Genomic DNA, 13,208 nt, shown 5'->3' on the forward strand with positions numbered 1-13,208 from the left:
TTACCCTGATGGCTTGACACACCCCTCCCGGCAGACGTTATTTAATCCGCAATCCGATATAAATTCGTTTTAGATCGAACCCGATCGCAGCAGGACCCCATGAAGACCGCAGACCCCGAATTAATGCGCGCGATCAACAGGCTGAGCGTGCTGGACAGCATCCGCCGCCATGGGCCGATCTCGCGGGTGGAAATCAGCGAAAGAACGCAGCTCTCCACCACCACCGTTTCGGCGATCACCGCCTCGCTGCTCGATGACGGGCTTATCCTCACCCGTCATATCGGCGATATCCGCACCGAAGGCGCACGCGGCAGGCCCCGCGTGATGCTGGAGCTGAACCCGGATGCCGCCCGCGTGGTGGGCGCGAAGATCGCCGCAAGCCGCATGGTCTTCGTCGTCACCGATTTCTGCGGCAACGTGCTTTCGACGCTTGCCCTGCCGATCCGTGTCGACCGTCAGCCCATCGGCGTCATCGCCGATCTGGTGGAGGACGGGGTGCGGCGCTGCGTCGTCGATGCCGGTCTTTCGCTTGAGGATGTGGACATGGTCTGCCTCGGCCTGCCCGGCGTTATCGAGCATCGCACCGGGAAAATTCGCAGCAGCCCCATATTGCGGGAAGTGAACGTCAATTTCGCCGAGGAAATGACGGCGCGGCTGAATTCGCCGACGATTATCGAAAGCGACGCCCACGCTATCACGCTCGCCCACCACTGGTTCGGCCATGCGCGCGATCTGGAAGACATGGTGCTGATTTCGCTCGAACAGACGCTCGGGCTTGGCGTGCTGCACCAGAACCAGCTGTTTCGCGGCGCTGGCGGTCTCAGCCACAATCTCGGCGATCTCGTCATCGGCCTTGCCAATGAAGGCACGGTGCGGCTGGCGAGCCAGGCGGGCGAAAACGCCATTCTGGGCTCCCGCCCGGCGGATGGGCGCTTTGCCGAGGCGATCCGGCTCGGCCGTGGCATGCAGCATGCCCATGCGTTGATTGCGGCGGAAGACCACGATCTCATCGCGGCAGCCTTGCGCGCCGGCGCAGCGCTCGGCCTGACGCTTGCCAATATCGTCACGCTGTTTGCGCCGCCGCGAGTCATCATTACCGGCTCCAGCCTCGAGCTCGGCGAACCCTTCATCGCCAGTATTCGCGACAGCTACAACGCCGCCGTGCCGCCTTCGCTGGCCGGCGTCGCCGAGCTGGTTTTCGACATTGCGAGCGACGAATTATGGGCGCAGGGGGCTGCGGCCGTCGCACTTTACGAGCTTTACGAATCGCCATGGAACACCACGGGACCGGCACTCTGACCAGCAAGGTTGAGCACGGGCTTCGGCATTTCTGATTTACGGGAGGAAATCACATGAACAGGGTCGGTATCGGCATCATCGGCTGCGGCAACATCTCCAGCGCCTATCTCAAGGCCATGGCGTCGTTTCCCATTCTCGACATTCGCGGTCTTGCGGATATGAACGAGGAGGCTGCGAAGGCCCGCGCCAATGAATTCGGCCTCCAGGCAAAAAGCATTGACGCGCTTCTCTCCGATCCTTCCGTGGAGATCATCGTCAACCTGACCATTCCCAAGGCGCATGTGGAGGTTGGCCTGCGCGCGCTTGACGCGGGTAAACACGCCTATTCCGAAAAACCGCTCGGCATCAATTTCACTGAGGGCAAACGGCTTGCGGATGCGGCAAAGGCAAAGGGCCTTCGCATCGGCTCGGCCCCGGATACCTTTCTTGGCGGCGGGCACCAGACCGCACGCCGGCTGATCGATGAGGGCGTGCTGGGCCGGCCGGTCGGCGGAACCGCCACATTCATGTGCCCCGGCCATGAGCGCTGGCACCCCAACCCGGCCTTTTATTACGAGATCGGCGGCGGGCCGATGCTGGATATGGGGCCCTATTACATCACCGATCTCGTCAACCTGTTCGGCCCGGTCGCCAAGGTTGCGGGTTTCGCCATCGCCCCGCGTAATGAACGCCTCATCACCAGCGAACCGAAGAACGGCGAAAAAATCCCTGTCCATGTCGCCACACATGTGTCCGGCGTGCTGGCTTTTGAGAATGGCGCCGTGGTGCAGGTGGGCATGAGCTTCGATGTGGCAGGCCACAAACATGTGCCGCTGGAACTCTATGGCACTGAAGGCACGCTAATCGTGCCCGATCCCAACCATTTCGGCGGCGAGGTGCAATTGCTGAAGAAGGGCGGCCAGTTCGAGCCGCAGGCCCTGTCATCCCCCTATGCGGACGGCAATTACCGCTCGATAGGCGTCGCCGACATGGCCCATGCGATCCGCGAAAACCGCCCGCACCGCGCCAATGGCGATCTTGCCCTGCATGTGCTGGAGGTGATGGAAGCCTTCCAGACCGCATCGGACACCGGCGCCGCCGTTTCCATCACCACCAAGGCGGAGCGCCCTGCTCCGCTTGAAACATCGCTGGTCGACGGCCAGCTCGGCAAATAATCAAGTCATTCAATAATCCGGAGGAGGAAATAAATGCGCGAAGCACTCATCGTCTGGGGCGGCTGGAGCGGCCACGAACCGCAGGAATGCGCCACCATCGTCAAGGACATGCTGGAGGAGGATGGTTTCAAGGTCTATGTCGAGCACAGCACGGAGGCCTTCGCCGATCCTTCGGTGCATGATCTGAGCCTCGTCGTACCCATCGTCACCATGTCGAAGATCGAAAAGGAAGAGATCAAGAACCTGACGGCCGCCGTGGAAAACGGCGTCGGCATTGCCGGCTTTCATGGCGGTGCGGGCGATAGTTTCCGCGAATGCGTCGAATATCAGTTCATGATTGGCGGCCAGTGGGTTGCCCATCCCGGCAATATCATCGACTACCATGTCAACATCACTCGCCCCGACGACCCGCTGATGGAGGGGATTGCCGATTTCCCCTACACGTCGGAGCAATATTACATGCATGTCGACCCCTCCAACGAGGTTCTCGCGACGACAAAGTTTACAGGCGACCATGCCTGGTGGATTGACGGCGTGGTGATGCCGGTTGTCTGGAAACGCAAATACGGCAAGGGCCGGGTCTTCTATTCGGCGCTCGGCCATCAGGCCAAGGAGTTCTCCGTGCCGCAGATGAAAACCATGTTCCGCCGCGGCGCCAACTGGGCGGCGCGGTGAGGCTATGGGAGGAGGCGGCCAAGTACTCTCTCCGTCATGCCGGACTTGATTCGGCATCCAGCAGCCGCGCGTCTGCGCGGCGTCAGGAGTCTTTCACGATCAAGGACTTGATCGCGCTGGACCCCGGATCAAATCCGGGGTGACGGAGAATGGCTGTGTGAACCGCCCTCTCCTCAACCCCGAACGATTTCTTCCGCCGCCATCGCCACGCTGAGAACATGATCGTCCGTGCCGTGCCGGCCGGAAAGCAGCAGGCCGACCGGCATGCCCGCATCGCCCGTTCCACAGGGGATCGAAACACCGCAGAGATCGAAAAAATTGCCGATCTGGGTGTTGCGCAGTGTCTTCGCATTCATGGCGAAAAAGGCATCGTCACTCTCGAGAAGCGGCGCGACCTTGGCCGCGACATGCGGCAATGTCGGCGACACCAGCAGCTCTTGCCTGCCAATCATGCCGGAAAACGCCGCCGTCATCCGTTCGCGCGCCTCGATGATGGCGATATAGTCCGGCATGGAAATATTCGCGCCGAGCCTCGCTCTGGCCACCACGCGCGGGTCCATGCGGGCGGCGGCGGCACCTTCCAGCCGGGTCTTGTGCAGGGCGAAGGCTTCCGCCGTCACCAACGCACCCTTTTCCCTGATAAGATCGAACAATTCCGAAAAAATCGGGAATGCCTGCCGCCGCACCGAGGCGCCGGCGCGGACGAGACGTTCCACCGCCTGCTCGAAAGCGGCTGCGACGCCATCCTCGATGCCATCGAAAAAGACCGTTTCCGGCACCACCAGCGACAGGCCGGAAAGAGGCGCGCGCGTGAAATCGGCAGCCGCCTTGCCGCGCATGGCGGCATCCACCCAGACGGCGTCCTTCACGGTATGCGTGAGCGGGCCGAGCGAATCGAGGCTTTTCGCCAAGGGATAAACCCCGCGCATCGAATAACGGCCACGGCTTGCCTTGTAACCCACCACACCGTTGAAGGCGGCGGGAATACGCACCGATCCGCCGGTATCTGTGCCTATCGCCACCGGCACCAGACCGGCAGCCACGGCGACGCCCGCACCCGACGAAGAGCCACCCGGCAGGCGGTGAGCATCCGTAGAAGCAGGATTGCGGGGCGTACCGTAGTGCGGATTGATGCCGAGACCGGAGAACGCGAACTCGCTCATATTGGTGCGGCCGATGCAGATCATGCCCGCCTGTTTCAGCGCCGTCACCACATCCGCGTCGCGCGATGCAGGCTTATCGTTCGCAAGCACCGTCGATCCCGCCGTGGTCACCATGCCTTCAAGGTCAAACAGGTCCTTCCAGGCCACCGGAATACCATCGAGCACACCACAGGAACGGCCCTCACCAAGGCGTTTTGCCGCGGCTTCCGCCTCCGACATCGCCCGCGCTGCCGTCAACTCGACAAAAATCGCCTGATCGTCCTCTCCGCCGATCGCATCCAGCGTTTCTTCCACCAGGGCACGCGGATCGAGATGGCCGCTCTGGAGGAGAACGGAAAGCTGCGCGATGCTTTTGCCTTTATGAGCCATGATATCTTCCCTGAAAGCGGCATGTTGCGCACAACATGCCGTTTATCGGCCAGTTGGCAAGGCCAATCGCCGCGCTATCGATGAGAGACATACCGGATCGGGAAACATGGCGGAGACCGCAGAATTTTGGAGTTTATCCTTGACGATTCATTTCTAACCTCCGATTTTTTCAACCTGAGGTGCAGGAACGCCATCTCTTATATAAGCTACGACTATAAAAAGACGGATTAATTCTTAATCGCATCTAAACTTTGTTGAATTATTTAGCAGACAGCATTGAAATGCATGCCCTATAAAATTCCATAAAACAATTATAACGCGACATCGCGGGGGACTATCGCGAATGGAAGAGACTGCCTATCGCGGGACAGATAGACAGGTTGAACCGGGCCACACGCTTCGCTCGCCAACGCAGCCGGAAACAGGCCGGTTTTCGCGACGGCGTTCGCTCGCCAGCAAGATAACCCTGATATTCCTCGGCGGCGTGATCTTTTCCTACAGCATCGGCGCACTTGTCGGCTGGTATATGTTCGTCGCCGCCGCCAGCGAGCAATGGCTCAACCAGGCCCGCGTCAATTCGCAGATCGCCAGCGCCACGCTTCGCAGCATCTACACCTATGTCAGCGTCACCGCCGATGCCGACGGGCAGGTCAACGGCATATTGACCGACAAGCCCATCGGCGACGACGAATCCATTCTCGTCACCGGCTTCAACCCCAGCGACGTTCTCGCGCTTATCGGCGCACAGACCAAGAATGCCGTCTGGCTTTTCCGTTATGACGAGGCGGATTCCGGCTTCCGGCAGATCGCGGCGGCTTTCGACAACGCCACCGATGACGATGAAAAGCCGCTCGCCACCGATCCCATCTTTTCCCGGGATGCGGTCGCCGCGCGTTTTTCCACCGGTTTTGCGAATATCGGCGAATCCAGCCATTATATCGGCCTGCTGCCGATCATCAGTACGGAAACGAAGAAACCCATCGGCGCGGTCGCCGTCAGCATCGGCGGCTCGGACGCGCTTTATGGCGCGCAGCGCAAACTCATCTATAATTCGCTCGCCGCGCTGATCGTGGTCTTGACCGTCACCGGCGTGCTTGTGACCGTCATCGCACGGCATTTCCTGAAACCGGTCCCGGCGCTGGTGCAGGCAACGCTTCGGATCGCCCGCGAGGAAACGGATGTCGCCACGCCGTTTCAGGAGCGGCGGGACGAGATCGGCGACATGGCCACCGCCATCGAGACGTTGCGCGAGGCGGTTCTGGAACGCGGACGCCTGCGGCAGATTCGCGATATGGCGCAGCAGCTGGAACATATGGCCCATCACGATGCGCTGACCGGACTTCCAAACCGCGTGCTGCTGATGAAGACGCTGGAAAACCGTCTCGACCAGCTTGCCGCGTCAGACCAGCCGTTCAATGTCATGCTGCTCGATCTGGATCGCTTCAAGGCCGTCAATGATACACTCGGACACGCCGCCGGCGATGCCCTGCTGGTGGCGGTGGCCTCGCGGATTTCCGCCGTGCTGGGTGAAAACGACATGGTGAGCCGTCTCGGCGGCGACGAATTCGCGATCATACAATCGGCAAACGGCGACTGCGAGAGCGATGCGGCGATGCTGGCCGCGCGGGTGGTCCATGCCGTCTCGCGCAGTTTCAGTCTCGAAGGCAGCGATATCAGCATCGATACCAGCATCGGCATCGCCTGCGCGCCGGGCCACGGCACATCCGCAACGCAGCTTCTGCAACATGCCGATCTCGGCCTTTACCGGGCGAAATCCATGGGCTGCGGCTATTTCGTCTTTTATGAGCCCGGCATGGACATGGCGGCGCAACACAAGCATGCGCTGGAAATAGACATGAAATCCGCGCTCGAAAACCAGGAATTCGAGCTGCACTACCAGCCGGTTGTCAATCTGCAGAGCGGTCGCATCGTCGCTTATGAAGCGCTGGCCCGCTGGCGGCACAGCAAGCTTGGCCTCATTGCACCGGACCGCTTCATCGCGCTTGCCGAAGAAAACAACTTCATCAAGCCGTTGGGCGAGTGGGTTCTGGCACAGGCCTGCAGAGATGCGATGACATGGCCGAAGGATATCAGGCTCGCCGTCAATCTATCCGCCGTTCAGCTCAGCAATGACGACATCGTACCGATAGTGGACCGGGCGCTTGAAACATCCGGCTTCCCGGCGGAACGGCTTGAACTGGAAGTGACGGAAACGGTGATGCTGGAGCGCGACAACAGCGCCCGAGCCCTGAAACTGCTGAAGGAAAGGGGCGTTCGCCTCGCACTTGACGATTTCGGCACCGGCTATGCGGGGCTCAGCACGCTCACCCATGTCGCCTTCGACAAGATCAAGATCGACCGGGAATTCGTCTCCGGCCTGCCGTCCAATCCCATGTGTTCCGCCATCGTCAACACCGTCATCGACATGGCAGAACAGATCGGCCTGAAGGTCACCGCCGAGGGCGTTGAAAACAGGGAGCAGGTCGAAGCGCTCAAGCTTTCCGGCTGCGACGAAGCGCAGGGCTATTATTTTGCCGAGCCCGCGCCGCTTGCCCGCATTCTCAAGAACCGCGCCGTCATCGCTCCAATTGCGAAGGATGAATTCGGCGATATCGGTCGACCGACACAGGAAACCTATTGCCCGCCACAAAAAGCCATTTGAGAAACCGGCCGCCGGCCCAGAGGACATAAAATGCGTCTTTCAGTATTTTGCCTTTTCCTCACATGCCTTGCTCCCATCACGCCTCTCCAGGCTGCCGGCGAAGGCGATACGCTTCAGCAGATCGCCAAAACCGCAAAGATCCGCATCGGCTATCGCGAAGCCGAACCGCCCTTTTCCTATCAATTGCCGAATGGGGAGGTCACCGGTTTCTCGACCGATCTTTGTCGGGCGATCAGCGAAGATATTCGCAGGAAGCTGAAGCTCGACAGGATCGAACTCGAATATGTCAAGGCGACGCCCGCGACCCGTTTCATCCTTGTCCGCGGCGGCCAGATCGACATTGAATGCGCGGCCACGACCAACAATAGCGAACGCCGCAAGATCGTGGATTTCTCCTATCCCAACTTCATGACCGCAACGCAGTTTCTCTCCCGCAAGCAGGACAATCTGAAAAGCCTTGCCGATCTCGCTGGGCGGTCCGTCACATCCGCCTCCGGCACCGTCAATATCGAGCAGCTCAATGCCGTGAACCGGGCGAAGAACCTCAATATCTCGGTGATGCCGACGAAAACCAATGAGGAGGCCTTCGAACTCGTGGTCTCCGGCAAGGCCTCCGCCTTTGTCATGGATGGCATATTGCTCGCGGCGCTGGCGGCAACCTCAGAGAATCCGGACCTCTATGCGCTTTCTGAGGAAACGCTGAGCGCCCCCGAGCCTTATGGCCTGGTTTTCCGGCGTAACGATCCGGGTTTCAAGGCGGCGGTCAATGAGAGCCTTCGGCATATTTTCACCGGGCCGGTCATTCATGGCCTTTATGAAAAGTGGTTCACCAAGCCCATTCCCCCAAACGGCATGAACCTGAACCTGCCGATGGCAGCCTCTCTGAAACAGGCATACGAACATCCGAGCGAATACCAGGACTGAGAGCGCAAGGCGTCCACCCGTATCGATTTTCATGAAGATGTTTGACGGATTATTTTGGCTGGAGATGCGCGATGCAGAGATCGACATTATGGCTTATGCTCGTTTTTTCAAGTCTTCTTCCCGCCCAGGCGGTGAGCGAGGATGCCCAACCGCCGACACTTGAAACCATTGCCAGAACCGGCACCATCAAGCTCGGTTATGCCGATCGCAATATTCCCTTTTCCTATCTCGGCGCCGGGCCGGAACCTATCGGCTACAGCATCGAGCTATGCCTGAGAGTGGCGGATTCCATCAAGAAAAAGCTCGGCCTGCCGGAACTGAAGATCGAGTTCGTCAAGCGCACGCCCAGCAACCGCATCATGCTTCTCAATGACGGCACGATGGACATGGAATGCGTGGCGAGCACGAATACCGAGGAGCGGCGCAAGGCCGTGTGGTTCTCCTACAGCCACTTCATCACCGGCACCCGTTATGTGGCGCTGAAATCGAGCGGTCTGAACACCGTCGCCGATCTCGCCGGGCGAACGGTGGTGGTGACGACGGGAACCATCAACATCACCCAACTTAACGTGCTTAATCGCAAACTGGGGCTGAACGTGGCGGTTCTGCAGAATGACAGCACCGAGGGCAGTTTCGACATGGTGACGGAAAACCGCGCCTCGGCCTTCGTCATGGACGATATACTTCTGCGATCCTTCGTTGCCGAGACCGGCAAGCCGGAAGACTACGTCATCTCCGATGAATATCTCGCTCCGCCGCAGCCCTATGGCCTGATGCTCCGCCACGGCGATACCGGCTTCCGCGACGCCGTCAACGAGGCGCTCGGCCAAATCTATGAGAGCGGCGAAATCGAGAAAATCTACGACAAATGGTTCAACGCGCCGATCCCGCCTAACGGCATCAACCTGAAGCGCCCGCTGCCCGGCGATCTGGCCGAGGCATTTCGAAAACCCGTCGATACGACGGCGGAATAAAAACGCCGCCCGGTGGCGGGCGGCGTTTTTCGACACGTATCTTACGCGGCGCGCAGATCGGCACCCAGAGGAATCTCAACATCGATCTCCAGAATGGAGACATGCTCGTCGCGATCCATCTTCACATGCACCCGATCATTGTCGATCTGCACATGTTTGGCGATGACGCCGAGAATTTCTTCCCTGAGGATGGCGACCAGATCGGAGCCGGAGGATGCCCTTTCGTGGGCGAGCAGCACCTGCAGGCGTTCACGCGCAAGCGGTGCCGACTTCTGTTTGCGGAAAAGACTGAAGATGCTCATGCAGCCCTCCTTGCGAAGATCTTGGAGAAGATGCCACGCTTCTCGCCCGGAATGACCACCGGAATATCCTCACCGGACAGGCGGCGGGCGGCGTCGAAATAGGCCATGGCCGGCGCGCAGCGGGCATCCGCCAGCGTAACAGGCGCACCGACGTTCGAGGCCCGCAGCACATCCGTGCTTTCCGGAATGATGCCGAGCAGCGGAATGGAAAGGATTTCCAGAACGTCGTCGACCTTCAGCATGTCGCCACGCTCGGCGCGGGAAGCGTCGTAACGCGTCAGAAGCAGGTGCTTCTCCATGCGCTCGCCGCGTTCCGCCTTCAGCGTCTTGGAATCCAGCAGACCGATGATGCGGTCGCTGTCGCGCACCGAGGAGACTTCCGGATTGGTGACGACGACGGCCACATCCGCATGGCGCATGGCCAGCGTCGCACCGCGTTCGATGCCGGCGGGGCTGTCGCAGATCACCCAGTCGAAATGTTTCTTCAGCTCGTTGATGACCCATTCGACACCTTCCGGCGTCAGATTGTCCTTGTCGCGCGTCTGCGAGGCAGGCAGGAGGAACAGCGTCTCGAGGCGCTTGTCGCGGATCAGCGCCTGCGTCAGCTTGGCGTCGCCCTGGATGACGTTGACGAGATCGTAAACCACGCGGCGTTCAGCCCCCATGACGAGATCGAGGTTGCGCAGGCCGACATCGAAATCGACGACCACGACCTTCTCCTTGTTCTGCGCCAGTGCGGCGCCAAGCGCTGCGGTCGAGGTGGTCTTTCCCACCCCGCCCTTGCCGGAAGTTACAACGACTACCTTCCCCATATGGCTCTCCTGTTCCTGTGTTGTTTCTCTGTTATCAGCCGAGCTTTGCGGCCTTGATCGTATCGTTTTCCAGCCAGAGCTGAACGGGCTGGCCGCGCAGCTTGTCGTCAATGTCCTCGGCCACCTTGTAGACGCCGTCGATGGCCAGAAGCTCCGCTTCGAGCTTGCGGCAGAAGATGCGCGCCGAAACATTGCCGAGCGAACCGGCCATGGCGCGACCGCGCAGGGCGCCGTAAATATGCACCGAACCGCCGGCGATGATTTCCGCCCCCGAGGCGACAGAGCCGATGACGGTCACGTCACCCTCAGGAAACATGATCGACTGGCCGGAGCGAACCGGCTCGTTGATGACCAGCGACGGCACCACGGCCCTGACCTCGCCGGCAGCGCGCGGCTTTTCCTCCGGCAGTTCGGCGGCGATGGCGACCGGCTCAACCTCGACATCGGAAGCGGGCTTTCCGCCCTTCAGCGACGGCGGCATGCCCGGCTCGATCATCGAGGGGCGAACGCCCTCTATACCCATGATGCCGACATTGCGCTCCGTCAGCGCCGCCAGCAGCTCCTTCAGCCCCGCCTTGTCGAGCGATAGCTCCGACACATCCAGAACCACCGGACGCGACAGGAAGAAGCCCGCCGAACGGGCGGCAAGATCATCGAGCCTTTCCAGCCATTGATCGACCGGAGATTCGGGAGACAGGACGACTGCGAGGAAGGAGCGGCCTTTGATACGGATCGAACGCTGGTCTGTTAGCACTTTGGTCATCTTGGTAAACAAATCGTTGACAATTAGGTACCTCGAATATGGTTAACAAATGGTTAACGCCGCCCCTGAAGCGGCGGATTCGTTAAGAAAATTCCGCCCCGAAAAACCTCATGCGAAACATTCAAAATCCCTCGTTACCTTTTGATTTAGCGTGTTTCCGGTACTTGTGAAAACTCACGATAGCAGCTCATCCTTGCTGCAACCTGACGCCCAGCATCGTGAGATGGGCACGCCATGTCCCCTACCCCAACCCGGCGAGTCGCGGAACACGCGAACGTCCGATTCCGGAACAATATCCGCCTTCGGCCAGATGACCGCATTATGCCTTGAAGGTGGAAAAGCGATTCCGTTATGTCCGCCGATGCTGTAGAGACAGGCGGTCCCGACAGCTTCAACGGAAGAATGAGATGCACAGCAAAGTCCCGCCGCAGAACCAGATATTTTCGCAAGACTATGCGGCCTTCCTGTTCGACATGGATGGAACGTTGCTCAACTCGATTGCGGTGGTGGAGCGGGTCTGGCGCGAATGGGCCGTGGACAACGGCATAGAGCCGAACGCTTTCCTGCAGCGCATCCATGGCATGCGTGCGTCTGAAGTGGTGCGCCGCGAGGCCGTTCCCGGCCTCGATGTCGCGGAACAGGCGGCGATGCTGCTGCAGAAGGAAATGGACGATGTCGACGGCATCCTCCAGATTCCCGAGGCTGCGGCATTTCTCGAAAAATTGCCGGCCGGCAAATGGGCCATCGTCACCTCCGCCGCCCGCGCGCTCGCCGAACGCCGGCTGGCGGCCGCAGGCCTCACCCCGCCTGCGGTGATGATCTGCGCCGAGGACGTGGTGAACGGCAAGCCTGATCCGGAAGGATATAAAAAGGCGGCGGAAAAGCTCGGCGTCGCGCCTGAAAACTGTGTCGTCTTCGAGGACGCCCCCGCCGGCATTCAGGCCGGGGAAAGCATGGGCGCAACCGTGGTCGTCATCAACGCCACCCACTCCCATCTCATCGAAACGCCGCATCTTTCTATAGGCGGATATGGTGAGCTGGATGTTGTCATCGGTGAGAACGGCGCTCTGAGGCTCGCGGGCAATAGAGGCTGAAGAAGGCTGCTTGCGTTTAAGGCCTCGGCACTATTTTCAACCTTACAGGGGTAAGTCAGTCGCTTCAGACTGTCCGGCGCAACCTTTTCCCGTCATTCCGGCTCAAGGCCGGAATGACGGAAGTGGTAAAAGCCCCGGAATAAGACAACGCCCGACCTGCTGAACCGCCTCAAACTCCTCCCCACACTTTTCCACCAGCGGCCAATTGACAGCACCGCATAAATGCGTCCTAATAAAATTGGTAAGACCATCTTACCGCTTGCGCGATCGGGGGAGACTTTCGCGCTGGGAGGATATCATGTTTGTGGCTCTGGAGCCGCGCCGCCTTTACCGGCTGGTCGCGGAACAAATTCGTTTGCTCATCGAAAGCGGGGAACTGACCGAAGGCCAGCGCCTGCCGGCGGAACGGGATCTTGCCGAACGCTTCGGCGTATCACGCCCGACGGTTCGCGAAGCGCTGATCGTTCTGGAAGTGGAAGGCCATATCCATATCCGCATGGGTTCGGGCGTCTATGTCAGCGCAGCCGGCAAGCAGGCCAAGGAAAAGCCACCGGTGCCGGATGCACATGGGCCATTCGAAATCCTGCAGGCGCGCTGCATCATCGAAAGCGCGATTGCGGAGGAAGCCGCTCGGCTTGCCACGCCGGAATGCATCGCCAAGCTCGATGATATCATCGAACGCATGGCCGGCGCGCTCGACAGCTCGCCACAGGCGCTCAATTTCGACCGGGCCTTCCACACCGCGATTGCCGATATCATCGGCAATTCGGCGCTGAACCGCTTTACCGGCCTGATTTATGACGAGCGCAGCCTGTCACCCTTTTTCGAAAAGCTCGCCAGCTATTTCGAGGGTCCGCATACATGGAACCTTGCCGTTCAGGAACACCGCGCAATCCGCGACGCCATTGCCGCCAACGACCCGGAAGGCGCACGCGAGGCGATGCGGCAGCATCTGACGCTGTCGCAAAAGAGATTTTCCGAAAGTTTCGGGGAGGAAACGATCGGGGAAGAGTGACC

General features: G+C 60.0%; 12 protein-coding genes. 8 read left to right on the forward strand and 4 right to left on the reverse strand.

Annotated features, from left to right (window positions below):
* Window positions 1-99 precede the first annotated feature (99 nt).
* From L904_RS09245 to L904_RS09255, 3 genes are read left to right on the forward strand one after another with little or no spacing between them, the layout of a single operon-like run.
* The gene (locus L904_RS09245) at window positions 100-1,299 is read left to right on the forward strand and encodes an ROK family transcriptional regulator (RefSeq protein ID WP_020809468.1); all 1,200 of its coding nucleotides are present in this window, start codon (window positions 100-102) and stop codon (window positions 1,297-1,299) included.
* A 53-nt stretch (window positions 1,300-1,352) separates the two neighbouring features.
* A complete protein-coding gene (locus L904_RS09250; protein WP_020809469.1) occupies window positions 1,353-2,453 on the forward strand; it encodes a Gfo/Idh/MocA family protein in 1,101 nt (366 codons plus the stop codon).
* A 33-nt stretch (window positions 2,454-2,486) separates the two neighbouring features.
* Entirely contained in the window at window positions 2,487-3,128 is a 642-nt protein-coding gene (locus L904_RS09255) for a ThuA domain-containing protein (protein WP_003500892.1), read from the forward strand.
* A gap of 173 nt (window positions 3,129-3,301) precedes the next feature.
* Here the strand turns inward: L904_RS09255 and L904_RS09260 are convergent, their stop codons facing one another.
* Window positions 3,302-4,660 carry an amidase gene (locus L904_RS09260; RefSeq protein ID WP_020809470.1) on the reverse strand — a complete coding sequence of 453 codons (1,359 nt, stop codon included), beginning with the start codon at window positions 4,658-4,660 and terminating at the stop codon, window positions 3,302-3,304.
* Between the two features lie 343 nt (window positions 4,661-5,003).
* Here L904_RS09260 and L904_RS09265 point away from each other — a divergent pair, with 343 nt between their 5' ends.
* The 3 genes from L904_RS09265 to L904_RS09275 all read left to right on the forward strand — a co-directional run bounded on the left by L904_RS09265 (window position 5,004) and on the right by L904_RS09275 (window position 9,220).
* The gene (locus tag L904_RS09265; protein ID WP_020809471.1) at window positions 5,004-7,322 is read left to right on the forward strand and encodes an EAL domain-containing protein; all 2,319 of its coding nucleotides are present in this window, start codon (window positions 5,004-5,006) and stop codon (window positions 7,320-7,322) included.
* Window positions 7,323-7,352: 30 nt separating this feature from the next.
* Entirely contained in the window at window positions 7,353-8,246 is an 894-nt protein-coding gene (locus L904_RS09270) for an amino acid ABC transporter substrate-binding protein (protein WP_020809472.1), read from the forward strand.
* A 71-nt stretch (window positions 8,247-8,317) separates the two neighbouring features.
* Entirely contained in the window at window positions 8,318-9,220 is a 903-nt protein-coding gene (locus L904_RS09275; RefSeq protein ID WP_020809473.1) for an amino acid ABC transporter substrate-binding protein, read from the forward strand.
* A gap of 41 nt (window positions 9,221-9,261) precedes the next feature.
* On the opposite strand, the gene minE is transcribed toward L904_RS09275, so the two are convergent.
* Genes minE through minC form a run of 3 tightly spaced genes read right to left on the reverse strand, consistent with a single transcriptional unit; the run spans window position 9,262 to window position 11,097 of the window.
* On the reverse strand, window positions 9,262-9,522 hold the full coding sequence (gene minE / locus L904_RS09280; protein ID WP_020809474.1) for a cell division topological specificity factor MinE: 261 nt from the start codon (window positions 9,520-9,522) through the stop codon (window positions 9,262-9,264).
* A complete protein-coding gene (minD, locus tag L904_RS09285; RefSeq protein ID WP_003506498.1) occupies window positions 9,519-10,334 on the reverse strand; it encodes a septum site-determining protein MinD in 816 nt (271 codons plus the stop codon). The genes minE and minD overlap by 4 nt, the downstream gene beginning before the upstream one ends.
* A gap of 34 nt (window positions 10,335-10,368) precedes the next feature.
* The gene (gene minC, locus L904_RS09290) at window positions 10,369-11,097 is read right to left on the reverse strand and encodes a septum site-determining protein MinC (protein WP_003506496.1); all 729 of its coding nucleotides are present in this window, start codon (window positions 11,095-11,097) and stop codon (window positions 10,369-10,371) included.
* Window positions 11,098-11,504: 407 nt separating this feature from the next.
* Between minC and L904_RS09295 the strand changes: the two genes are divergently transcribed.
* Both L904_RS09295 and L904_RS09300 read left to right on the forward strand, forming a co-directional pair.
* A complete protein-coding gene (locus L904_RS09295) occupies window positions 11,505-12,191 on the forward strand; it encodes an HAD-IA family hydrolase (protein WP_031233618.1) in 687 nt (228 codons plus the stop codon).
* A gap of 298 nt (window positions 12,192-12,489) precedes the next feature.
* Entirely contained in the window at window positions 12,490-13,206 is a 717-nt protein-coding gene (locus L904_RS09300; protein ID WP_020809475.1) for a FadR/GntR family transcriptional regulator, read from the forward strand.
* Window positions 13,207-13,208 lie beyond the last annotated feature (2 nt).

The organism is Agrobacterium sp. LY4 (genome assembly GCF_001526585.1).
Lineage (GTDB): Bacteria > Pseudomonadota > Alphaproteobacteria > Rhizobiales > Rhizobiaceae > Agrobacterium > Agrobacterium leguminum.

Excerpts from the sequence above, each read along its gene's own strand:
- L904_RS09245 (WP_020809468.1), top strand. The coding sequence starts at position 100 with ATGAAGACCGCAGACCCCGAATTAATGCGCGCGATCAACAGGCTGAGC.
- L904_RS09250 (WP_020809469.1), top strand. The coding sequence starts at position 1,353 with ATGAACAGGGTCGGTATCGGCATCATCGGCTGCGGCAACATCTCCAGC.
- L904_RS09255 (WP_003500892.1), top strand. The coding sequence starts at position 2,487 with ATGCGCGAAGCACTCATCGTCTGGGGCGGCTGGAGCGGCCACGAACCG.
- L904_RS09260 (WP_020809470.1), bottom strand. The coding sequence starts at position 4,660 with ATGGCTCATAAAGGCAAAAGCATCGCGCAGCTTTCCGTTCTCCTCCAG.
- L904_RS09265 (WP_020809471.1), top strand. The coding sequence starts at position 5,004 with ATGGAAGAGACTGCCTATCGCGGGACAGATAGACAGGTTGAACCGGGC.
- L904_RS09270 (WP_020809472.1), top strand. The coding sequence starts at position 7,353 with ATGCGTCTTTCAGTATTTTGCCTTTTCCTCACATGCCTTGCTCCCATC.
- L904_RS09275 (WP_020809473.1), top strand. The coding sequence starts at position 8,318 with ATGCAGAGATCGACATTATGGCTTATGCTCGTTTTTTCAAGTCTTCTT.
- minE (WP_020809474.1), bottom strand. The coding sequence starts at position 9,522 with ATGAGCATCTTCAGTCTTTTCCGCAAACAGAAGTCGGCACCGCTTGCG.
- minD (WP_003506498.1), bottom strand. The coding sequence starts at position 10,334 with ATGGGGAAGGTAGTCGTTGTAACTTCCGGCAAGGGCGGGGTGGGAAAG.
- minC (WP_003506496.1), bottom strand. The coding sequence starts at position 11,097 with ATGACCAAAGTGCTAACAGACCAGCGTTCGATCCGTATCAAAGGCCGC.
- L904_RS09295 (WP_031233618.1), top strand. The coding sequence starts at position 11,505 with ATGCACAGCAAAGTCCCGCCGCAGAACCAGATATTTTCGCAAGACTAT.
- L904_RS09300 (WP_020809475.1), top strand. The coding sequence starts at position 12,490 with ATGTTTGTGGCTCTGGAGCCGCGCCGCCTTTACCGGCTGGTCGCGGAA.